The sequence below is a fragment of the Pseudomonas sp. BS-2016 genome, assembly GCF_001806145.1.
GTDB lineage: Bacteria > Pseudomonadota > Gammaproteobacteria > Pseudomonadales > Pseudomonadaceae > Aquipseudomonas > Aquipseudomonas lundensis.
This window is the reverse complement of sequence record NZ_MLCT01000015.1, coordinates 639429-662626: the sequence shown is the minus strand read 5'-3', so window position 1 is coordinate 662626 and position 23198 is coordinate 639429. Positions and strand designations below refer to the sequence as shown.

Annotated in this window: 19 protein-coding genes; 11 read left to right on the top strand and 8 right to left on the bottom strand. The window is 57.0% G+C overall.

Annotated features, from left to right (window positions below; all coding sequences use genetic code 11):
* Positions 1 to 143 precede the first annotated feature (143 nt).
* Positions 144 to 1592 (top strand): catalase, encoded by a 1449-nt coding sequence (locus tag BKD70_RS08480; RefSeq protein WP_047277868.1) that lies wholly within the window; start codon positions 144 to 146, stop codon positions 1590 to 1592.
* A 155-nt stretch (positions 1593 to 1747) separates the two neighbouring features.
* On the top strand, positions 1748 to 2212 hold the full coding sequence (gene bfr / locus BKD70_RS08475; RefSeq protein WP_047277866.1) for a bacterioferritin: 465 nt from the start codon (positions 1748 to 1750) through the stop codon (positions 2210 to 2212).
* A gap of 94 nt (positions 2213 to 2306) precedes the next feature.
* Here bfr and uvrA read toward each other — a convergent pair whose 3' ends face one another.
* Positions 2307 to 5141 (bottom strand): excinuclease ABC subunit UvrA, encoded by a 2835-nt coding sequence (gene uvrA, locus BKD70_RS08470; protein ID WP_047277864.1) that lies wholly within the window; start codon positions 5139 to 5141, stop codon positions 2307 to 2309.
* Between the two features lie 196 nt (positions 5142 to 5337).
* Here uvrA and BKD70_RS08465 point away from each other — a divergent pair, with 196 nt between their 5' ends.
* Positions 5338 to 6729: an MFS transporter gene (locus BKD70_RS08465; protein WP_047277862.1), complete on the top strand. Its 1392-nt coding sequence runs from the start codon at positions 5338 to 5340 to the stop codon at positions 6727 to 6729.
* 9 nt (positions 6730 to 6738) lie between these two features.
* Complete coding sequence (locus tag BKD70_RS08460) at positions 6739 to 7263, top strand: single-stranded DNA-binding protein (RefSeq protein ID WP_047277860.1); 525 nt, start codon at positions 6739 to 6741, stop codon at positions 7261 to 7263.
* A gap of 190 nt (positions 7264 to 7453) precedes the next feature.
* Here the strand turns inward: BKD70_RS08460 and BKD70_RS08455 are convergent, their stop codons facing one another.
* Entirely contained in the window at positions 7454 to 8344 is an 891-nt protein-coding gene (locus BKD70_RS08455) for a LysR family transcriptional regulator (RefSeq protein ID WP_047277858.1), read from the bottom strand.
* 166 nt (positions 8345 to 8510) lie between these two features.
* Between BKD70_RS08455 and BKD70_RS08450 the strand changes: the two genes are divergently transcribed.
* The 3 genes from BKD70_RS08450 (at position 8511) to BKD70_RS08440 (ending at position 12451) form a co-directional block, all read left to right on the top strand.
* A complete protein-coding gene (locus BKD70_RS08450) occupies positions 8511 to 9596 on the top strand; it encodes a 4-oxalomesaconate tautomerase (RefSeq protein WP_047277855.1) in 1086 nt (361 codons plus the stop codon).
* Positions 9597 to 9824: 228 nt separating this feature from the next.
* Entirely contained in the window at positions 9825 to 11129 is a 1305-nt protein-coding gene (locus BKD70_RS08445; RefSeq protein WP_047277853.1) for a CitMHS family transporter, read from the top strand.
* A 68-nt stretch (positions 11130 to 11197) separates the two neighbouring features.
* Positions 11198 to 12451 (top strand): OprD family porin, encoded by a 1254-nt coding sequence (locus BKD70_RS08440; RefSeq protein ID WP_047277851.1) that lies wholly within the window; start codon positions 11198 to 11200, stop codon positions 12449 to 12451.
* A 78-nt stretch (positions 12452 to 12529) separates the two neighbouring features.
* Here BKD70_RS08440 and BKD70_RS08435 read toward each other — a convergent pair whose 3' ends face one another.
* Positions 12530 to 13720, bottom strand: a complete 1191-nt coding sequence (locus BKD70_RS08435) for an MFS transporter (RefSeq protein WP_047277849.1) — start codon at positions 13718 to 13720, stop codon at positions 12530 to 12532.
* A 109-nt stretch (positions 13721 to 13829) separates the two neighbouring features.
* Between BKD70_RS08435 and BKD70_RS08430 the strand changes: the two genes are divergently transcribed.
* The 4 genes from BKD70_RS08430 (at position 13830) to BKD70_RS08415 (ending at position 18976) form a co-directional block, all read left to right on the top strand.
* Entirely contained in the window at positions 13830 to 14735 is a 906-nt protein-coding gene (locus BKD70_RS08430) for a LysR family transcriptional regulator (RefSeq protein ID WP_047277846.1), read from the top strand.
* 174 nt (positions 14736 to 14909) lie between these two features.
* On the top strand, positions 14910 to 17024 hold the full coding sequence (locus BKD70_RS08425) for a mechanosensitive ion channel family protein (protein ID WP_047277844.1): 2115 nt from the start codon (positions 14910 to 14912) through the stop codon (positions 17022 to 17024).
* A gap of 145 nt (positions 17025 to 17169) precedes the next feature.
* Positions 17170 to 18054 (top strand): sugar nucleotide-binding protein, encoded by an 885-nt coding sequence (locus BKD70_RS08420; RefSeq protein ID WP_162493711.1) that lies wholly within the window; start codon positions 17170 to 17172, stop codon positions 18052 to 18054.
* Entirely contained in the window at positions 18047 to 18976 is a 930-nt protein-coding gene (locus BKD70_RS08415; protein WP_047277841.1) for an NAD-dependent epimerase/dehydratase family protein, read from the top strand. Before BKD70_RS08420 ends, BKD70_RS08415 begins: the two co-directional genes overlap by 8 nt.
* Positions 18977 to 19034: 58 nt before the next feature.
* Here BKD70_RS08415 and BKD70_RS08410 read toward each other — a convergent pair whose 3' ends face one another.
* The 5 genes from BKD70_RS08410 to BKD70_RS08390 all read right to left on the bottom strand — a co-directional run bounded on the left by BKD70_RS08410 (position 19035) and on the right by BKD70_RS08390 (position 23107).
* Positions 19035 to 19733, bottom strand: coding sequence for an OmpW family protein (locus BKD70_RS08410; protein ID WP_047277839.1), 699 nt, complete (start codon positions 19731 to 19733; stop codon positions 19035 to 19037).
* Between the two features lie 205 nt (positions 19734 to 19938).
* Positions 19939 to 20454, bottom strand: coding sequence for a DUF3299 domain-containing protein (locus tag BKD70_RS08405; protein ID WP_169835857.1), 516 nt, complete (start codon positions 20452 to 20454; stop codon positions 19939 to 19941).
* A 23-nt stretch (positions 20455 to 20477) separates the two neighbouring features.
* Positions 20478 to 21743, bottom strand: coding sequence for an ABC transporter permease (locus BKD70_RS08400; protein WP_047277837.1), 1266 nt, complete (start codon positions 21741 to 21743; stop codon positions 20478 to 20480).
* 1 nt (position 21744) lies between these two features.
* Positions 21745 to 22455: an ABC transporter ATP-binding protein gene (locus BKD70_RS08395; RefSeq protein WP_047277835.1), complete on the bottom strand. Its 711-nt coding sequence runs from the start codon at positions 22453 to 22455 to the stop codon at positions 21745 to 21747.
* Positions 22456 to 22543: 88 nt separating this feature from the next.
* The gene (locus tag BKD70_RS08390; protein WP_047277834.1) at positions 22544 to 23107 is read right to left on the bottom strand and encodes a DUF2796 domain-containing protein; all 564 of its coding nucleotides are present in this window, start codon (positions 23105 to 23107) and stop codon (positions 22544 to 22546) included.
* Positions 23108 to 23198: the final 91 nt, after the last annotated feature.

The following is a 23198-nucleotide window of genomic DNA, read 5'->3' as shown; positions in this document are numbered from 1 at the left end:
GTGCCCGGTTTTTTGTGCGCGTTGTATTATGGTTTTCTATTGATCTCCATCATTTAATGAATTTGCCCATGTGAAGTGCATGGTCAATACTCCTCGTCAGCCGATTACACGGCAGCATCAAGACTGACTGAGGAAGTAAACGCATGAGCCAGACCAAAACGCTTACCACCGCCAGCGGCGCCCCAGTGGCTGACAACCAGAATTCTCGTTCTGCCGGTCCTCGTGGCCCCTTGCTGCTTGATGACTTTCATTTGATCGAGAAGCTCGCCCACTTCAACCGTGAAAACATTCCTGAACGTCGTGTACATGCCAAAGGTTCGGGGGCTCACGGTACGTTCACTGTGACGCGTGACATGTCGCAATACAGCAGCGCGAAGCTGTTCGATACGATCGGCAAGCAAACACCCATCTTTATGCGCTTCTCGACGGTCGGCGGTGAACGCGGTTCTGCCGACACCGAGCGCGACCCTCGCGGTTTTGCCATCAAGTTCTATACCGAAGAAGGCAATTGGGACATCGTGGGTAATAACACCCCCGTGTTCTTTATCCGGGACCCACTCAAGTTTCCGGACTTTATCCACACCCAAAAGCGTCTCCCGCAAAGCAACTTGAAAAGCGCGCAAATGATGTGGGATTTCTGGTCACATTCCCCTGAGTCTTTACACCAGGTGACCATCCTGTTTTCTGACCGCGGTATCCCGGATGGCTATCGTCATATGCATGGCTTCGGCAGCCACACGTACAGCCTGATCAACGCCGCCGGCGAGCGCCATTGGGTCAAGTGGCATTACAAAACCAAGCAGGGAATTAAAAACTTGGCGCCTGCCGAGGCGGCGCGTTTGGCGGGTACAGACCCTGACTATGCGCAACGCGATTTGTTTGGTGCGATTGAACGGGGAGATTTCCCTAAATGGCGCGTTTGCATGCAAGTGATGACCGAAGCACAGGCGGCTGCGCATCACGAGAACCCGTTTGATGTCACCAAAACCTGGTCGCAGAAAGAGTTTCCATTGATTGAGATTGGCGAACTGGAGCTCAACCGCAACCCGCTTAATTATTTCGCCGAGGTTGAGCAGGCGGCCTTTGGCCCCAGCAATATGATTCCGGGTGTAGGCCTCTCGCCTGATCGCATGCTACAGGGCCGTGTATTCGCGTATGCGGATGCCCATCGCTATCGCGTAGGCACCAACCACCAACATTTGCCGATCAACTCGCCACGTGTGCCTGTGCACAACTACCAGCGTGATGGCTCCATGGCTTATGGCAACAACGGCGGCGCGACACCGAACTACGAGCCCAACAGTTTCTCTGACGCCCCTAAGCAGGCGCCACAGTATGCTGAGCCACCATTGGCGTTGAATGGCGCGGCGGATCGTTACGATCATCGCGAAGATACTGATTACTACAGCCACGCAGGTGCTCTGTTCCGTTTGATGAGCCCGGAACAGAAAGCCCTGTTGATTAACAACATTGCCGGGGCAATGGCCGGGGTGTCTGACGACGTGGTGCAGCGTCAATTGCCTCACTTCTATAACGCTGATCCGGCGTACGGAGAAGGGGTGGCAAAAGCGTTGGGTGTACAGCGTAACTAACTCTAAGTGAGAAGCAGAACCGCCCTCAATTGGGCGGTTTTTGCGTTATTTAGGCTCGTTTTCTCAGATAAACAGCACATTTACTGCGATTGAGCCGTGACCTCTTGGTCAGCTTGGTTCAAACTACAGCCTTTCAAGCAGGGAGATGTGGGCCAATGCTAGGGCACCCGGAAGTAATCGATTATCTCAACACGTTGCTCACCGGTGAGCTGGCTGCACGTGATCAATATTTTGTCCATTCCCGCATGTACGAAGACTGGGGTTTCACCAAGCTCTACGAGCGTATCAATCACGAGATGGAAGAAGAGGCGCAGCACGCCGATGCGTTGATGCGCCGGATTCTGATGCTCGAAGGCACCCCCCGCATGCGGCCCGACGACCTGGATGTGGGGACCACAGTCCCGGAGATGTTCGCCGCAGACTTGCGTCTGGAATACAAAGTCCGGGCAGCGCTGTGCAAAGGTATTGAGCTGTGCGAGTTGCACAAGGATTACGTCAGCCGCGACATGCTGCGCATTCAGCTCGCAGACACTGAAGAAGACCACACCTATTGGCTGGAGAAACAGCTCGGTCTGATTAAGTCGATTGGCTTGCAGAACTACCTTCAGTCACAGTTCTGATTAGCGTTATTGCCTGTCGCTGCTTCAGGTAGCGATGACGCAGACTAAAAGGCCCTGCCATCTCACAATGGCAGGGCCTTTTTCATACGCTGATTTAAGCTTTGTCGCGAATCAACAGCGGCTTCAGGTAAAAGCCGGTGTGAGATTGCTTCATGTTTGCCACGTCTTCTGGCGTACCGGTTGCGATAATCTGCCCACCTTTGGAACCGCCTTCAGGGCCCAAGTCCACCAGCCAATCCGCGGTCTTGATGACGTCGAGATTGTGCTCGATGACCACCACGGTATTGCCGTGGTCGCGTAATCGATGCAATACATCCAGCAATTGCTGGATATCGGCGAAGTGCAGGCCTGTTGTCGGTTCGTCGAGGATGTACAGCGTTTTGCCAGTATCGCGCTTGGACAGCTCGCGGGACAACTTGACCCGCTGAGCCTCGCCGCCTGACAGGGTCGTGGCGGATTGCCCCAGCTTGATATACGACAAACCTACGTCCATCAGCGTCTGTAGCTTACGCGCCAGCGCAGGGACGGCATCGAAGAACTCGCGGGCTTCTTCAATGGTCATCTCCAGCACTTCATGGATGCTCTTGCCCTTGTACTTGATCTCAAGGGTTTCGCGGTTATAGCGCTTGCTCTTGCACACGTCGCAAGGCACGTAGATGTCGGGCAGAAAGTGCATTTCTACCTTGATCAGGCCGTCACCCTGACACGCCTCGCAACGTCCACCCTTCACGTTGAAGGAGAAACGTCCCGGACCATAGCCTCGGGAGCGGGATTCCGGTACGCCGGAGAACAGCTCGCGAATAGGCGTAAACAACCCGGTATAGGTCGCAGGGTTAGAGCGCGGGGTGCGGCCGATCGGGCTTTGATCGATGTCGACGACCTTGTCCAGATGCTCAAGCCCTTTGATGCTGTCGTGAGCCGCCGCTTCCAGCGTGCTCGCGCCGTTCAAGGCTGTCGCGCTGAGCGGGTAGAGCGTGTTGTTGATCAGTGTGGACTTGCCCGAACCTGAAACCCCGGTCACGCAGGTCAGCAAGCCAATGGGGATTTCGAGGTCAACATTACGCAAGTTGTTGCCGCGCGCACCTTTGAGCGACAGCGTCAGCTTTTTGTTGCGCGGAGTGCGTTTGGCCGGAACTTCGATCTTCACCCGCCCCGACAGGTATTTACCGGTCAGCGAATCAGGGTGGGCCATCACTTCGGCCGGTGTGCCTTCGGCCACGATGTGTCCGCCATGCACGCCTGCCCCCGGGCCGATATCCACGACATAGTCCGCCAGACGAATTGCATCTTCATCGTGCTCGACCACTATCACGGTATTGCCGATGTCGCGAAGGTGTTTGAGGGTGCCCAGCAAACGATCGTTATCGCGCTGATGCAGGCCGATAGACGGCTCATCAAGGATGTAAAGAACACCCACCAGGCCCGCGCCGATCTGGCTGGCCAGACGGATACGCTGCGCCTCGCCGCCGGACAGCGTGTCAGCACTGCGATCCAGGGACAGATAATCGAGGCCCACATTCACCAAAAACTGCAGGCGTTCGCGAATTTCTTTCAGGATTTTGTCTGCAATCTCGCCACGACGCCCGGTCAGGCTCAGCGCGCTGAAATATTCAGTGGCATCGCCGATGGGCATGTTGGTCACGGCCGGCAGGTTTTTCTCCCCGACCCACACGTGACGCGCTTCACGACGCAGGCGTGTGCCGCGGCAGTCCGGGCAAGCCTGGGTGCTGAGAAACTTGGCCAACTCCTCACGAACGGTCGCCGACTCGGTTTCGCGATAGCGGCGCTCAAGGTTAGGCACGATCCCTTCAAACGGGTGCGCCCGCTTGACGATGTCACCCCGATCATTGAGATAGCGGAAATCAACGTTCTGCGTGCCGCTGCCGTACAGAATGACTTTCTGTTTGTCGGCGGGCAGTTCGCTGAACGGCACTTCAAGGCTGAAATCGTAATGCTTGGCCAGTGCACCCAGCATCTGGAAGTAATAGACGTTACGCCTGTCCCAGCCGCGAATGGCGCCTTCAGCCAAGGTCAAATCACCATTGACCAGTCGCTTGATGTCGAAAAACTGCTTAACCCCGAGCCCGTCGCAGGTCGGGCATGCACCGGCCGGGTTGTTGAAGGAAAACAGTTTGGGTTCCAGCTCGCTGATAGCGTGTCCGCAAATGGGGCAAGCGAAGCGTGCCGAAAAAATTATCTCTTCGCCGGGCTCGTCGTCCATCGGCGCCACCAGCGCGATACCGTCAGCCAGCTTGAGCGCGGTCTCAAACGATTCGGCCAGGCGCTGTTGCAGATCCGCTCTGACCTTGAAGCGGTCAACGACCACGTCAATCGAGTGTTTCTTCTGCTTGTCGAGCTTTGGCAACTCATCCAGTTCGCACAGCTTGCCGTCTACGCGCGCGCGAACGAAGCCCTGAGCCCGTAGCTCTTCGAATACCGACAGGTGCTCGCCTTTACGTTCACGAATCACCGGGGCCAGCAGCATCAACTTGCTGCCTTCGGGTTGCGCCAGCACCAGGTCGACCATCTGGCTGACGGTCTGTGCTTCCAGTGGAATATCGTGATCCGGGCAGCGCGGAATGCCGACGCGGGCATAAAGCAAACGCAGGTAATCGTAGATTTCAGTGATGGTGCCGACGGTGGAACGCGGGTTGTGCGACGTCGATTTTTGCTCGATGGAGATGGCTGGCGACAAACCTTCAATGGTGTCGACGTCAGGCTTTTCCATCATCGAAAGGAACTGCCGCGCATAGGCCGACAGCGACTCGACATACCGACGCTGGCCTTCGGCATACAACGTGTCAAACGCCAGGGATGATTTGCCGGAGCCAGACAGTCCGGTGATGACGATCAGTTTGTCCCGTGGCAGGGTCAGGTCGATGTTCTTCAGGTTGTGGGTTCGTGCCCCACGTATCAGGATCTTGTCCACTGCGGCCTCGCTTGGCGGGCATAACATAAACGAATGAGTATACGGATCTGTGTGAAAGCTGTGCAGGTCCTTAATGGCACGTTGTCATTAAGGGTCTTTATAACTTTTACGTGACAAAGCGTCGCGCATCGCTCGTGTGTGTGCTGTTACTCGATGGGACTGGTAGAATCGCCGCCGGTTCACACGAGGTTTTTCCATGCACGATCCCCACAGCGAACGCATGAGTGGTAGCGAGACCCGCGCAGCAAGCGGTCTGGCCCTTGTGTTTGCCTTCCGCATGCTTGGTATGTTCATGGTGTTGCCGGTACTGGCGACCTATGGGATGGACCTTGCAGGTGCAACGCCGGCCTTGATTGGTCTGGCGATTGGCGCTTATGGCTTGACCCAGGCCATCTTCCAGATCCCTTTTGGGGTCATTTCCGACCGCATTGGCCGTCGCCCCGTTATCTACCTGGGGCTGGTGGTGTTCGCAGTGGGCAGCGTAGTGGCTGCCTGTTCTGACTCAATCTGGGGCGTGATTGCCGGGCGCATCCTGCAAGGGGCGGGCGCGATTTCTGCGGCGGTGATGGCCTTGCTTTCAGACCTGACCCGCGAGCAGCACCGCACCAAGGCCATGGCCATGATTGGCATGACCATCGGCTTGTCGTTCGCAGTCGCGATGGTGGTGGGGCCACTGCTGACCCGCGCCTTTGGTTTGTCCGGGCTGTTTCTGGCTACCGGGGCCATGGCATTGGTGGGGATTGTCATCGTCATGTTCATGGTGCCGCGCTCAACCGGCACGCTGCAGCACCGGGAGTCAGGCGTGGCCAGGCAGGCGTTGCTGCCGACCTTGCGCCATCCCGACCTGCTGCGTCTGGACCTCGGCATTTTTGTGTTGCACGCCATGTTGATGTCCAGCTTCATTGCCTTGCCGCTGGCGCTGGTTGAAAAAGCCGGTTTACCCAAGGAGCAGCATTGGTGGGTCTACCTGACCGCGTTGTTGATTTCTTTCTTCGCCATGATCCCGTTCATCATCTACGGCGAAAAGAAACGCAAAATGAAACGAGTTTTACTCGGTGCCGTCGCGACGTTAATGCTCACTGAGCTATTCTTCTGGCAGTTCGGCGACAGCTTGCGTGCGTTGGTGATCGGCACGGTGGTGTTCTTCACCGCGTTCAATCTGCTGGAGGCTTCGTTGCCTTCTCTGATCAGCAAGGTGTCACCGGCGGGCGGCAAGGGTACGGCGATGGGGGTCTACTCCACCAGCCAGTTCCTGGGGTCGGCATTGGGCGGCATACTCGGCGGCTGGATGTTCCAGCATGGCGGTCTGTCGGTTGTGTTCCTGGGATGCGCAGGTCTGGCTGCACTCTGGCTAGCCTTTGCTGTTACCATGCGCGAACCGCCGTATGTAACCAGCCTGCGCTTGCCGCTGTCGCCTGAGGCGCTTCGCGAAGCAGGTTTGACCGAGCGTTTAAAGGCCGTTGCAGGCGTAACGGATGCAGTGGTGGTAGCCGAAGAGGCTGCCATTTATATCAAATTGGACACCGAACTATTGGATCGCGCGACACTCGAGCAGCTGGTCAACCCGGCGCCGACGTGCGAAGCCTAGGAGAACGTTATGGCCCGTGGGGTTAACAAAGTTATATTGGTCGGCACATGCGGCCAGGATCCCGAAGTTCGCTACTTGCCTAACGGTAATGCCGTGACCAACCTGAGTCTGGCAACCAGCGAACAGTGGACTGACAAGCAAACCGGCCAGAAAGTTGAAAAGACTGAATGGCACCGTGTATCGATGTTCGGCAAAGTAGCCGAAATTGCTGGCGAATACCTGCGTAAGGGTTCGCAGGTGTACATCGAAGGCAAGCTGCAAACCCGCGAGTGGGAAAAAGACGGTATCAAGCGTTACACCACTGAAATCGTGGTCGACATGCAAGGCACCATGCAACTGCTCGGCGGCCGCCCACAAGGCGACCAGCAAAATCAGGGTGGCGGTAACAACTACCAGCAATCCGCGCCGCGTCAGCAGGCTCAACGCCCGGCACCGCAGCAGCAGCCACAGCGCGAGTCGCGTCCGGCACCGCAACAGCAGGCTCAACAGCCAGCCCCTGATTTCGACAGCTTTGATGACGATATCCCGTTCTAGGACTTACCTAAGACAATTTTGTAAGGTTTAGACCAAAGCCCCGAAAACGCTGTTTTTGGGGCTTTTTCATTGGTGCGCAATGCCTTACAGGCATGTCGCCCGTGTAGGGCAAACCAAGGGGTTGCAGAGCAATGCGGCGTTTTGAAGCTTTGGTTATGCCTAAGGTTTGCACTTGTAGAACGGCAGACACTTATTGAGGCCACTGCTCAAGCAAGATCGAGGCAAACTTTTCTGCCGCCGGAGACAGAGACGCACCTCTGCGATACACCAGACCCAATGAGCGATTCACCACGGGCTCAATCAAGGGGACGCTGACCAGTGTGGGATGATCGCCCGTCGGCATTGCCAGACTGGGCATCACCGATACGCCAAGTCCTGCTTCGACTAAACCCAATGAGGTTGAAAGGTGCTGGACCTCATAAAACCACTTCGGTCGCCAGCTTAAACTCGACAAGGCATGGTCTAAAAGCATGCGGTTTCCGCTTAAACGGCCCACGCCAATCAACCGATACTCACTGAGTTGCGACCACTTTACAGACGCACAATTGGCCAGCTCATGGTCTCGTCTGCAGGCCAACACAAAAGGCTCATTGACCAAGGTTACAAACTCGATATCCGGGTGTTGGCCACTCATCATGTTGATACCAAAATCGGCTTCGCCACGCAGTACTGCTTCCAGGCCGTCGTTTGCGCTCAGGTCTAACAATCGAATATGGATTTTAGGATAACGCTCGTTGTAGAGCCGGATCACTGAAGGCAAAAAATAGAAGGCTGCCGTGGGGATACAAGCCAGCGTGACACGACCGCTTCGTCGTTCAGCCAACTCCCTAATATTAAGAATCGAGTCATCAAAGTCGTCGAGCAGTCTGCGCGCTTTGGGTAAAAAATCGCGGCCTACGCTTGTCACGCTCACTTTACGCGTTGTTCGATCAAGCAGAGCAGTCCCCAACCCCTCTTCAAGTTTTTTTATCCGGCGACTTAGCGCTGGCTGAGAAAGATGAAGTGCATCAGCCGCTTCGTGAAAACTGCCGAGTTCGGCGATTTTAACGAAAGAGCGAATGTCTTGAAGTTCGTATTCCATAGTTTTTCTCGCCAGAAAGGTCAGCTTCACCGGAAGTGGCTTGGGATTATTATTTTGTGAAACGCAATAATGGTTGAAATCTTTGCATTGGAAACACTATTGCTTCCCTGTCACTCTCTTCGCAAGGAAATAATTCAATAAGTTAATTTAAAAAGAGTTACTAATTATGCAGCGTGTTCCATGCGTTCTAATGCGCGGCGGTACTTCAAAAGGGGCGTTTTTTCTCGCGCATGATCTACCCGAGTCAATGACGGAACGAGATGAGTTATTGCTTGCGTTGATGGGGTCGGGTCACGAGTTGGAGATTGACGGGATCGGGGGTGGTAGTCCTCAAACAAGTAAAGTGGCCATCGTCAGTCCTTCGCGCCACCCTGATGCAGATGTCGATTATCTTTTTGTCCAGGTGATGGTCTCAACGCGCCGTGTGGATACGACGCCTAACTGCGGCAACATGCTCTGTGCAGTTGGCCCGTTTGCTATTGAACAAGGCTTGGTAAAACCCGACGGTCCTACAACCCGGGTGCGTATCCGTAACCTGAACACCCATACATTTGTCACCGCTCAAGTACAGACGCCACAAGGCAAGGTGACTTATGAAGGGCAGACAACCATTGATGGCGTGCCGGGTAGCGCGGCGGCTGTTCACCTTACCTTTCTGGATGCTGCCGGTAGCAAGACAGGCGCGCTGTTTCCGACGGGCAATGTTCAAGACGAATTTGACGGCATTCCCGTGACCTGCATCGACATGGCCATGCCGATGGTGATCGTCGAGGCTCGGCACCTGGGTAAGCAAGGTGATGAATCGCCTGGAGAGCTCGATGCCGATACGCCATTTCTGCACCGTCTGGAAGCTCTGCGCCTGCGTGCTGGTGCGGCAATGGGGTTGGGCGATGTGAGTGACCGGGTCATCCCCAAACCTGTGTTGATAGCACCCGCCAAAGCAGGTGGAACGCTTCTAGTCAGGTATTTCATGCCTCACGCCTGTCATCGTGCCTTGGCCATTACCGGCTCGATTGGCCTGGCGACCGCTTGTGTTAGCCAAGGAAGCGTCGCAGCACAGATGCTGGGTACGGCTTGCAAGCCACGTCAGCAACACGTGCGCATTGAACACCCAGGCGGCGGTATCGATGTCATGTTGTCTTACACCGGCGTGAGCGGCGAAATTATTTGCGCTTCTGTTGTACGAACAGCACGTCGATTGTTTTCCGGATACGTATATGCCTTTCCCTCACGAAAACGAACGAGTGAGTGACTTTAATTAACGTCCGCTTTAAACAGTTACCTCAAAATAATTCTAAAAAAGGTGATGGCATGAAAGTTATTAATTCGCTTTTTGACGTGTGCTGTAATTATGTACCGCTGCGCAGTACCTATAAGGTTCATTGTAGGGATGTAAGTTGTACCGAGTCTCTGTAACGGTTAAATGCCGCTTAATACGTGGTTGTCGATTACTTCATCTATAACAATAAGAGAATAATCTATGCTCGCCTTACTGGGGTTGGCCATGGTGGTCGTGTTCACGTTGCTGATCATGACCAAGCGCCTTTCACCGATAGTTGCCTTGACACTTGTACCGATTGCATTTGCGCTGATCGGGGGGTTCGGCGGTACAACCGGAAAAATGATGTTGGATGGGCTGAAAATGGTCGCGCCTTCGGCAGCATTGTTGTTATTTGCCATTCTTTTCTTTGGCTTGATGATTGATGCGGGCCTGTTCGATCCGTTGATCCGCAAAATCCTGAAGCGGGTTAATGGGGACCCGATGAAGATTGCTATAGGTACTGCACTGTTGTCATTGACCGTTGCGCTGGATGGGGACGGCACGACCACGTACATGATCACCTGCGCTGCAATGTTGCCCTTATACAAGCGTATTGGCATGAACCCGATGATCCTGGGCATCATTGCAATGTTGTCACTGAGCATCATGAGCGGTATGACCCCGTGGGGCGGGCCGGCCACGCGAGCCATAGCGGCGCTGGGGCTGGATGCCGGGGAGTACTTCATCCCGTTATTGCCCACCATGATCGGTGGTGCGCTCTGGGTTGTTTTCACCGCCTTTCTATTGGGACGCAGAGAGCGCAAACGTATTGGCAATGTGCTTTTGTCCAGCGGTGGCAGCGATTGCTACATCAAAGCCATTCTGAACGATACCCCGCATAAGCGCCCCCGGCTGGCCTACATCAACTTGATGCTGGTTATCGCGGTGATGACAGCTTTGGTCATGGGATTGATGCACTCCGCGATCTTGTTTTTGATCGGGTTTGTGTGCGCATTGATGATCAATTACCCACAACTGGACATACAAAAAGAGCGCCTGCTCGCCCATTCCGGCAATGCCATGACCGTGGTGGTACTGGTATTTGGTGCCGGCATCTTTGCAGGGATATTCTCAGGCACCAAGATGGTAGATGCCCTGGCACACACATTAGTGGAGTGGATCCCGCCAGACTGGGGCCATCTGTTTCCTCTTATTGTGGCCCTCACCAGCATGCCACTGACCTTTGTACTGTCCAATGACGCGTATTACTTCGGCGTTGTCCCCATCCTTGCCAATGCGGCAGCTATCTACGGCATTAGCCCCCTGGAAATTGCACGGGCCTCTATTTTAGGGCAGCCCGTTCATTTGATGAGCCCTCTGGTCGCCTCTACGTTACTGCTGATGGGCATGATCGACTGCAATATCGGGGATTTTCAGAAAGCGGCTTGCAAGTGGGCGGTGCTCACCTCGCTCGTGGTGACCGCCATCGCGCTATTAACAGGGGCTTTGACACTGTGGATCTGATGTTTTTTGCATAACACCTGCTTCGGGTGACAGGCCCATGCAGTTCCAATAATAAAAAGAGTCGTGTCATGAAAGAACTTCTACTGCGGGGTGTCCTTGTTACGTCCCTGAGTGCTTCACCGTTCATCAATTCCAACGCGACGGAGTTTATTGACGGCAGTCATTTGAAACTTCAGTTGCGAAACGTTTACTTCAATGAGAATTTTCGGGATGAGAACGGACTGAGCCCCCGCGCGGCTAAAAACGCGAAGAGTGAGCGAACAGAGTGGGCTCAAGGTTTTCTACTGGACTTCAAGTCCGGGTTTACACCGGGCACGGTTGGTTTTGGTGTAGATGCAATGGGGCTGACAGGCTTTAAGCTGGACTCTGGCAAAGGGCGCAGTGGCACTGGTTTGCTTGCTGTAGGCTCAGATGGACAAGCCGCCGATGAGTTCGCCAGTCTGGGCATCGCCGGTAAAGTCCGGTTTGCACACACCACCGTTCAACACGGATCTGTATTGCCCAAAACGCCGGTCTTGATCTACAACGATGCGCGCCTTTTACCTCAGACTTATCAGGGAACACTGTTCACCAGTACCGACATCGATAACTTGACACTTTCGGGCGGGCGCCTGAATCAATTCAAGTTAAGGGACTCCTCGGATAGCCGCTCGATAACACCCAACGGTTTTACGGGACAAGGGGCGCCCTTCTCATTTATAGGCGGCGAATACACACTGGGTGAACGTACCCGGTTAGGGTATTTCTACGCGCAGCTGGACAACTTTTACAGACAGCATTTCGCTTCGGTACAGCACGATCAGCAATGGGGAACAGGCCTGTTAACGACCGATGTTCGTTATTTTCGTAGTGTTGACGCCGGAATGCAGAAGGCCGGTGCAATTGACAATACCTTGCTCAGTGGCCTGCTGAGCTATTCGATCGCAGGCCACCGGGTCGGCGCCGGTTATCAAGTGCTCAATGGCCAAGCCGGTTTACCGTACATCACGGGTGCGAGCGTGTACTCCTTTAGCAACGCCGGAATAGGCAAGTTCATTCATGAAGACGAAAAGACCTGGATGCTCAGTTACGGCTATGACTTTTCAAGGGTGGGTTTACCTGGCTTGACGCTATCTGGCCGCTACTTGAGTGGGAGAAATGGCAAGACTGGGTCCGCGCAGTTGCACGAACATGAGCGCGACGCAGAGCTGGCTTATGTTGTGCAAAGCGGGGCGCTTAAAGGCGTGGGCTTAAAAATGCGTAATTATGTTTACCGCTCCGATGGGGCGCGGGGCAGGGACAGTAATCGTCTTTACCTGACTTACGATATCGCGCTGTGGTAAGCCCGAGGGCTCGCTCAGGCAAGACACGTCAGTTGTGAACACGCTCGCCGCGGTTAAGGGGTGAGCGTGTTAATCGCACTACCGACGACGCATCAACAGCACAGCAAGCACAATGGCTACGCCAGCAATAGCCGTTGAAATAACCCCCAGAGACTCCAGCCCATAGTGACGAATCCCCAGGCCGCCGAAGATCGCACCTAACCCGATACCCGCGTTAGCGGCCGAAATGTTCATCGTCGCGGCCAATGCCTGAGCCTTGGCGCCTGCTCGCATGACCCGGACCTGGCAAATGGGGAACAGTGCCGTATACGCAATGCCCCACACAGCCAACGCGACCATCAAGCCTGTGTGCTGTGTCGCCAGTGGCGTGGCGGCCAGCATGCCGGCAGCGAGTAACGCGAGAAATACCACACTCGAACCCAATGGGCTGCGATCGACCAGGCGCCCGCCGATGTGATTGCCGAGCATGCCGACGGCCCCAAAGCCCATCAGCCACCAACCCATATGACCGGGCGAGATGCCCGCGAGGCTTTCGAGGGTATCTGCGAGGTAGGTGTAGGCCGTGAACATGGCCGTGAAGGTCAGGACAGACAGCGCGACATGGGCGATAAAGCGCGGGTCCTTGAAGATCAGCGTTTGTTTTTCACCCTGTTTGCGCTGGGGCGCGGCGGGTAAGGTCGGCATAGAGCTGCGCATCAGTGCGGCGATTAACAGGCACAGCGCGGCCAGCATCCAGAAGGTGCCACGCCAGCCAATGGCGTCCGCCGCCAGCGTGCCCAGCGGGATACCGAAAACCAGTGCCGCTGAAATACCCATGTACACGTTGGCCACCGCTTTCCCGGCATTCGCCGGCCCGGCCAGTTGTCCGGCTGTTTCGCTCGCCGTGCCCCAGAAAACCGGTAAAAGCAGTGCGGGAATAAACCGTGCAATCGCCAAAATCCAGATGTTGGCGGACATCGCTGCCAGCGCATTCGACGCAGCGAACACCAGCAAAATACAAGTGAACAACTTCCTGCGATCAATGTGCGCCAGCCGTGCCGTCAGGATCGGGCCGAACAGCATCACCGTGAAAGCAAATAACGTCACCAACTGGCCAGCGAGCGTCACCGAGACATTCAAGTCGCGTGCCAGCGCAGGTAAGAGGCCGATGATCAGAAACTCAGTGGTCACAATCACAAAGGCGGCAATGGCCATGATGGCGATTTGAACTGCCGTGTGTGAATGCGTTGTGGCTGCGGCCGTGGATGGGGCCTGAGAGGTAGAGGGCATGGTCAGAAGCTCAAAAAAAACAGGGCGTCAGCTTATTGGAGAAGTAAATTCTGATTGCGGCTATAAACTACGCAATCCGATGAATTGAATTCCCTAATGGCGAGGCGCGATGTTTTCTTCAGAGCGGTTGAAAGGGCTGGATGTTTTTGTGTCTGTTGCACAAACCGGCAGTTTTACCGGTGCCGCTGAGCGTTTAAACCTCACGCGCTCGGCCATCAGCAAAGCCATCGCCCGGCTGGAAGCGCGGCTGGATACCCGACTGTTCAATCGAACCACCCGCACGTTGTCACTGACGGAGGCCGGGGTCAGGTTTTACCGCACCTGCACCAACGTGCTGGGTGAGCTGGAAGAGGCTGAGTTGTCGCTGCACGCGCACAGTACCGAGCCCGTCGGGCAGGTGCGCATTGACCTGCCTGCTGCCTACGGTCGCCTGCATGCGTTGGGGGCTATTTTGGCTTGCGCGCGCGAGCATGGTTTGTTGCAGCCGCATATCTCGTTCTCGGACCGTTATGTGGACCCGGTCGAAGAAGACATCGACATTGTCGTGCGCATAGGTGGGCCGGATCTGCTGTCACAGGCGTTGGGTCGACGTTATCTGGGGGCCGAGCGCCTGGTGTTTTGCGCCTCGCCCGACTATTTGCACCGGCACGGTGTACCCCGGACGGAACAGGATTTGGAGCACCACCATTGCGTGATGTATGGCCGCGCGGACGGGAGCGTTAACCCGTGGTGGTTCGCCGGGCCGCACGGAGGGCGGGAGCGGCGGTTATTGCCGGCGCACATCGCGATAGGTGACGGCGAAGGGCAGGCCGCTGCGGTGCTGGCCGGGCACGGCATTGCCCAGTTGCCGACCTGGCTGGTGCAAGCGTCGCTGGACCAGGGAAAACTGGTGCAAGTGCTGGCGCATCTGGCGACGGACGGATCGCCCATCCACTTGCTGTGGCTCAAGCGTCGCCAATCCCAGGCCAGGGTCAGCGTCGTGCTGGAGGCCTTAGGTACCGCGTTGACGGCCTAAAAGTACCTCGAAAGGTTTGTCTGAGTGCTCTGTAAGAAGGTTTTCTGGCGAAGGTGCGAAGTCTTCCTAGTGATTGACTACGCTGTAACCAGAAAACAGCGAGGCGACTGAAATCGAACTTCGCTCAGCTCTATCGATCAGTTGACTACAGACGCCCAGGAGGTCACCCCGGTTTTGTCCCATTTCAAAACGGTTTTTCTGCTGCTTATCCTGTTGCTGACAGGCAATGGAATCTTGCAGGCTGCGCCCACGCTGTCATCCGTCATCAAAGCTGAGGAAACCGACGGCAAGCCGCCGGTTTTGGTAGACGGTGGCTTGCTGGGCGCGCTGGGTGCCGGCATGGACGAGATGCAAGGTCAGCTCGGTCTGAGCATGCACTTACTGGACAGCTGGCGACTGCGCTCCGAGCAGGCCGCCGATGAAGTCGGCGTTTTGGTGGAGCAGGCTGCGACTCATCCTTCCTGGAGTGGTGTCGCCGATTTCGTGTGGTTATCCGTGGTATGGATCGGCATTTTTGCCGCTGCGTGGTTCGGCGGCTGTCTGGTGGCGCGGTATGCGAGCACAACCCGCCCCCTGCGAAATCGCCCGCGCTTGCAGACGTTGACGCAGTACTGCGCTTCGTATTTAGCCCCGGCCTTGATCGCCTTACCGCTGACCCTCTACGCGAGTCGTTTTCTGCATGATTCCATGGGCCGCTCGCTGGCGCTGAGTCTTTCCTATGCCAGCAGCGCTGGCGTATTTTGCACGGCGTTGGTGTTGTCGCTGAGTTCGATGTTTTATGTCGGCCACAAGCGACGGGCAGTAGAGATTATTCGCGGCTATTCGCTGCGGCCTTTGTTCATCATCGGTTTTTTTGCAGCGTTCAGCGATGCCATGAACAGCCCGCAAATCGCTCGCCAATTGGGCGGCAACATCGCCAGTTGCCTGTCGGTACTGACCGGCCTGATCGCGTGCAGTGTGTTCGCATTTTTGGCCATCAAGTTGCGGCGTCCGGTGGCCCACCTGATTCGTAACCGCGCACTGGCCCAGCGCCTGGGACAACCGGCGCTGCAAGAGTCGCTGCGCATTTTCTCCGCCCTCTGGTACTGGCCAATCCTGCTGATGCTGCTGGTCTCGATGCTGAATCTGATTGGCGTGGGTGAGGGCAGTGAACGGGCGTTACGCAACGCGTTACTGACCTCCGGGCTGTTAATCGGCACCGTGTTCCTGAGCACAATCCTGCATCACTGGTTCAGCACCCACGCCAACCGCAACGGCGCTTACAGAGAGCGTTTGATGACGGTGGTGTACGCGCTGTTGCGCATAGCGCTGGCCGTTACGTTTATAGAACTGCTGGCGCAAATCTGGGGCTTTTCGCTGCTGGCGTTTGCGTCCGATAGCAGCACCGGCAAGGTCATCAGCGATTCCCTCGGGCATATCCTCTTGATCCTGTTGGTGACCTGGCTGACGTGGGTGGTGCTGGACACCTCGATTCAACAAGCCTTGCAACCCACTACCAACCGGCGTGGCACGCGAGAACCGAGTACCCGGATCAAAACCATCCTGCCGTTGCTGCGCAATGCCATCAAAGTGATTCTGGTGGTGGTGTGCACCATCACCACCATGGCCAATCTGGGCGTGAACGTTGCGCCGTTTCTGGCCGGGGCCGGGGTGATCGGTCTGGCGATCGGTTTTGGCTCACAGCAATTGGTTCAGGATGTCATCACCGGGTTGTTCATCATTATTGAAGACACCATTTCGGTCGGTGACTGGGTGGTGGTGGACGCCAATCACGCGGGTACCGTCGAAGGCCTGACAATCCGCACCCTGCGCCTGCGCGACAGTCGCGGCTTCGTCCACTCGGTGCCGTTCGGCCAGATCAAGGCCGTGGTCAACCATTCCCGTCAGTTCGCCTATGCGTTCTTTTCCGTGCAGTTCACCTATGCCACGGACATCGACAAAGCCACTGATCTTATTCGCGAAGCCGGGCGCCAGATCAGCGATGACCCGCTGCTGAGCCTGAGCTTGCAAGGCTCGTTGACGGTGTTCGGGGTGGACAGCATGAACCTTGATGGCGTAACGGTTACCGCGCAATTTCGAACCATGTCCGGTGCGCAGAGCACGATCACACGGGCATTCAACGATCGCTTGAAAAAGCTTGTGGATAAGTCAGAAGACGTTCACTTCGCCCAAACCTATCCACAGGCGTTGCTGGCGCCAATCAGCGGGTTCACGCCGCCACAGCCAGCGGAGGCGGCGGCCCATCGATCCACGCTGGTACTGACCGATGCACCACCGTCATCGCAATAATCGGTGTAGGAAACTGATGCAGTTTGTCAGTGACGACACGCACAGAAACCCGCAAAATGCGGGGGTCTTGATCATGGCCAACGGCTTGTATGGTTGGTTTTCTGGTATACATCACCGTTCTGAATAGACTGAGCCTGCACACTCTATGCGAATGCGCCTTATGTTATTGGGCGGCGGAAATGCTCTCGGGCAGGCGCTGATTCGTCTGGGTGCCGAGGAAGACATCAACTTCCTGGCCCCGCGTCCGCCGCAAGACGGCTGGGATGCTGCGAGTCTGACCCTACTGCTCGATGACACCCGACCGGACGCCGTCATCAACCTTGCGTACTACTTCGACTGGTTTCAGGCGCAGTCTGTCAGCGAGGCTCGCCTGGCTGCCCAGGAACGAGCTGTCGAGCGCCTGGCCGAACTGTGCCAGCACCACAGCATCACGCTGATCCAGCCTTCCAGTTACCGCGTCTTCGATGGCTCCCGAGCCACGGCCTACAGCGAGAAAGATGAACCTGTGCCGCTGGGTTTGCGCGGGCAGGCCTTGTGGCGGATCGAACAAACCGTGCGTGCCATTTGCCCGCAACACGTGTTGCTGCGTTTTGGCTGGCTGCTCGATGACAGCCCGGACGGCACGTTGGGACGCTTTTTGGCACAGGCTGAAAAACCGGGCGAGTTGCTGATGGCCGATGACCGTCGCGGTAACCCGACGCCGGTCGATGATGCGGCCCGGGTGATCATTTCGGTGCTCAAACAACTCGATTGCGCGGCGCCGCTGTGGGGCACCTACCACTATGCAGGGCACGAGGCCACCACGCCGCTGGCGCTGGGCCAGGCCATCCTGACCGAGGCGCGCAACCTGCACCCGCTGGCCATCGAAGCCCCGACCCCCCAAGCGCACGCCGCACGCCCCGATGCCGCTGAAGAACCGCAGCATGCGGTGCTGGCGTGCAAAAAAATTCTACACACCTTCGGGATCAAGCCCCGCGCCTGGCGCGCTGGCCTCCCGATCCTACTGGACAGGTTTTATCGTCATGGCTGATGCCCCCATTCTCGTAACCGGCGGTGCCGGGTTTATTGGTTCCAATCTGGTCGATGCATTGCTGGCTAAGGGCTACGCAGTGCGCATCCTGGATGACCTGTCCACCGGTAAGCGCAGCAACCTGCCGCTGGATAATCCCAAGGTCGAACTGATCGAAGGGGATGTGGCCGATGCCGCGCTCGTCGCCTCAACCATGGCCGGCTGCAGTGCCGTGGTGCACCTGGCGGCAGTGGCGTCGGTGCAGGCCTCGGTGGATGACCCCGTACGCACCCACCAGAGCAATTTTGTCGGCACCTTGAACGTCTGCGAAGCCATGCGCGAAGCGGGCGTCAAGCGCGTGGTCTTTGCCTCCAGCGCAGCGGTCTACGGCAACAACGGCGAAGGTGAGTCGATTGTCGAAGACACCGCCAAAGCGCCGCTCACCCCGTATGCCTCGGACAAACTGTCGAGCGAATACTACCTGGACTTCTACCGCCGCCAGCACGATCTGGAGCCCGTGATTTTCCGCTTCTTCAACATTTTCGGGCCGCGTCAGGACCCGTCCTCGCCGTACTCGGGCGTGATCAGCATTTTCAGTGAGCGCGCTGAAAAAGGCCTGCCCATCACTATCTTTGGCGATGGCGAACAAACCCGCGACTTCGTGTATGTGGGCGATTTGGTGAAGATTCTGGTGCAGGCAGTCGAAGCCGAACACGTGGAAGAAGGCGCGGTCAACGTGGGCCTGAACCAAGCCACGACCCTCAAGCAAATGCTGGCTGCCCTAAGTGAAGTGGTCGGTGAGTTGCCACCGATCAGCTATGGCCCGGCGCGCTCAGGTGACATTCGGCATTCGCGTGCCGATAACAGCCGCCTGTTAGACCGTTTCACACTGGGCCAGACCACGCCCATGAGTGAAGGCTTGGCGCGTTTGTTGGGTCGCTAATAAACGCTGCACATGAAAAAGGCGCCTCGAAAGGCGCCTTTTTAGGTTCGGCTATTGCTTAGAACTTGTAACCCAAGCCAACCATGTAAACCCATGGATCGACGTCAACGTTGACCTTGGCGCGGGTGCCTGGCGCAACGCTGTTGTTTTCCACGGTCGCGCGGGTATCAATGTCGATGTAGCGCGCCTGGGCGTTGATCATGATGTTGTCGGTCAGCATGTAGTCAGCACCGATCTGCCAGGCCATGCCCCACGAGTTTTTCGCTTTGAAGTTATCGAAGCCCGCAGCGTTGGCGCGGCTGCCCACGTGCTCGTCGTAAATCCAGGTGTAGTTGATACCGGCACCCACGTACGGTTGGAACGCGGACTTGGAGTCCAGCGGGTAGTACACAACGCTCAGGGTTGGCGGCAAGTGCTTGAGGGAACCCAGTTTGCCGTTGGCGGCATCAAGGCCGGTGCCTTTGATTTTCACGTCGTGTTCGAACGGAGTGGCGGCCAGCAACTCGATACCGATGTTGTTGGTGACCATGTAGGCAAAGTTGAGACCCAATTGGGTGTCGCTGCTCATGGTTGCCTTGCCGCCCAGATCAGCACCCGCCAGCGGACCCTGGTCCACTTTTACGCTGGAGCTGTCGGCTTTCGGGTTAACCGTGATGGCACCGGCACGGACGATAATGTCGCCTTCAGTGTGCGCGTGGGCAAGCGGGGCAACGACGGCAAGGGCAAGTGCCGCTGCGCTGAGCAAAGACTTGTGCATGGGAGCTCCAATTGGATATTTAAAATTTATATAACCAATGGTAATGAGCGCTCCGAGCCACTCTGTTGACCCAGCTCAATGAAACGACGATGCGCTGAAAAATTGTGAAAATTTCGTGAACTAACCCGCAAACACGGACTCTTTACTCGCGGTCGTGGCCTGCCATCAGGCGGCTCCGACGCCGGGGCAGCGTGGCCCCCGGCGGTTACTCCGGTAACTCGTAAACGTAGATCTTCTGCGCGTCCATCTGATACCCCGCATCGGCCAGCTCACTGCTGCTTGGCTTGACCTGCAATGCGCCTTCGATCCAGTACGGCTGGTACAGCTCGTCCAGTTTGACCCCGACGTGACTGGTCACGTGCACGATCTGGTTCGAGGGCGGTGGCGGGACATGGATGCAGGCGCCGAAATACGGCACCAGCAAAAACTCCGTCGTGCGGCCTTCTTCATTGACTTCAAGGGGCACGATGTAGCCCGGCAAGCGAATGTTTTGCCCGTCCAGCGCAGGCACAACCGGCGCATTGGGCATGCTCTGCTGCGCAGCGGGGGCCGCCTCGGGGTCAAGATTGCCCAACTGTGACAGGTCATGCATCGGCGCCGTGTCCGGCACTTCGGGCGCGGCGTCCGGCGGAATCATCTCCGACCACGTCAACTCCTTGGGTTCGGCGGCCCATACAAGGGTTGAAACCATCAGTAACAGGGCCAGCAGTGCGCGTGGCAAGACGGACATTTTCATACACAGGCTCATAAGCGAATGGACAGGCCATCGGCCAGCGATTGGCGGTAAGCGCGCCAGGCGGGCACGCAGCCCATCAACAGGGCGGCGGCCAGAATACCTGCCAGCAGCGTCCATTCATATTCACTGGGCCAGGCCAGCGGCAAGTACAGGCCGTAGTTCGATTGCACATAACCTTGTGCCAGCGCGATACCCACATACAACAGGGCAACCCCCGCCACTACACCGATCAGCGCCAATGCCAACGCTTCGAACACCAGCAAAGTAGCGATGTGCCACGGCCGGGCGCCGACTGATCGCAGGATCGCCATTTCGCGCCGTCGCTCATTGAGGCTGGTCAAAATCGCCGTCAGCATGCCGATCAAACCGGTCAGCACCACAAACAGCGAGACCACAAACAAGGCTTTTTCAGCGGTGCTCATCAAGCTCCACAGTTCCTGCAAGGCGACGCCGGGCAAAATGGCCATCATCGGTTCGCCCCGGAAGTCGTTGATTTCACGTTGCAAGGCGAAGGTCGAAATCTTGCTGTTCAGCCCCAGCATGAACGCGGTAATGGCTTGGGGTGTGAGGTCCATGTTGCGGGCCTGATCGGCTGTCACACGGCCTGCGCCGCGCGCTGGCACGCCGTTGTGCCAGTCGATGTGAATGGCCTCCATGCCGCCCAGGCTGATGTGCAGCGTGCGGTCCACGGGCGTGCCCGTACGCTTGAGAATGCCGACCACGGTGAAGGGTTTGTCGTCGTGCTTGACCAGACTCACTGCGGCTACGCCGTGGGCCAGCACCAGTTTGTCCCCCAGTTTGTAGTGCAGCTCCTGTGCGACCTCGGCGCCTAGCACCACTTCAAATGGGTCGCTAGCAAAGGCGCGGCCATCGGCCAACTGCAGGTTTTGCCGATGACCATACTGATAGTGCTCGAAATAGGCTTCGCTGGTGCCCATCACCCGGTAGCCGCGATGGGAATCACCCAGGGACATGGGGATCGCCCATTTCACCTTGGGGTTCGTGGCGAAGTGCTCAAAGCTGTCCCAGCGAATGTTATTGGTGGCATTGCCGATACGAAACACCGAATACAGCAGCAAATTCACCGAACCCGAACGGGCGCCGACGATCAGGTCAGTGCCGCTGATGGTGCTGGCAAAGCTGGCGCGGGCCTCGGTACGCACCCGCTCCACGGCCAGCAACAAACACACGGACAAGGCAATCGCGAACGCGGTCAGCAGCGCGGTGAAGCGGCGGTTGGCCAGGCTGGCCAGCGCAAGACGGAACAAATACATCTCAGACCTCTGCCGGAGTGGCGGCACGATTGAGTTCAGACAACGACAAGTTGCGGTCAAACAGCGGGGCCAGGCTTTGATCGTGGCTGACGAATAACAGGCTGGCGCCTGCTTCGCGGCATTCGGCGAACAATAATTTGATGAAGGCTTCGCGTGCGTCGGCGTCCAGGGCCGAGGTGGGCTCGTCAGCGATCACCAGCGCCGGTTGGCCGATCAGGGCGCGGGCCGCCGCGACCCGTTGTTGCTGGCCGATGGACAACGAGTCGGCCCGTCGCTCCAGCAAAGCAGGGTCTTTAAGGTCCAAGTGCGCGAGCAAGGTGCGCGCGGCTGTGTCGACACTGCCATGACGTTGAGCGGCGCGGCTGGCCCGCCGTTTGGAAAAATGGCAAGGCAGCTCGACGTTTTCACGCACGGACAAAAAAGGCAGCAAGTTAAATTGCTGGAAGATGTACCCCGTGTGGTCGACGCGAAAACGGTCGCGCGCACCGGAGCCCAACTCACTCAACTCCTGGCCCAGCAGGCGGATCGACCCGCAGTCCGCCTTTTGCACCCCCCCGAGCAAGCCCAGCAGGGTGGTTTTACCGCTGCCACTGGGCCCTTTGAGAAACAGGGTTTCGCCGGCCTGCAGGCTGAAGTGGGGGATGTCCAGCAGCACGGGATGGCCCGGCCAACTAAAACGCAGGTCGCTCAGTTCGATGAGTGCTTGGGTCATGGGAAATCAGGGTCGCCTGCAATGTCGGGAAAACGAGGATGTCAGTGGCGCCGTCTGCGTAAAGGGCGGCGCCAGCCACTGGCCGTGGTTAGAACGTCAGCGTCGGGGCTTTCGCTGACACGTTAACCGCTTGCTGACCGTTCGGGCCGATCAGTTGTACCTTGAATGAGTGGGTGCCGGGGAATGTCTTGAAAAACCTGCTGAGGTCGAGGGTTTTTAACGAGGCCGTATCGGCACAGGTAAACGCGTAGTGAGCTTCGATGTCGCTGTGGTGATGCTCGGCCTTGGCATTGCTGGCGCCTTCTTCGGGAGCCGGATCGAACAACGGGCTGTTCAGCTCCTGCGCCTCAACCACACACTTTGCCGCTGGCGGCAGGTTGAACAGGGCCAGCGGGTTTTCCAGTCGAGCCTTGGCGGCCGCCACGGTGGCTTTGTCGGCATCGGTGGTGGCCGCGTGTTCAAACCCCACCAGGTTCATCGCCGGGCCGTCGAGGTCCAGTTCCAGTGTTTTGTCGTCGAGTGCCACATTCAAGGTGCCTACGCCGTGCTCATGGGGAGCAAGGCTGCCATGTTCGTGATCATGCGCTTGAGCCGCATGCGCCACGGCCAGCGGTAATAAAGCGAACGGCAAAGCGAGCAGCAAACGACGCATAGCATAACTCCAGCAACAATGGGATGAATGTTTTGTTATGTAATCTTATAACGAATTTGCGAGAGTTTGCCCGTGTGCTTGGCGTTACGCA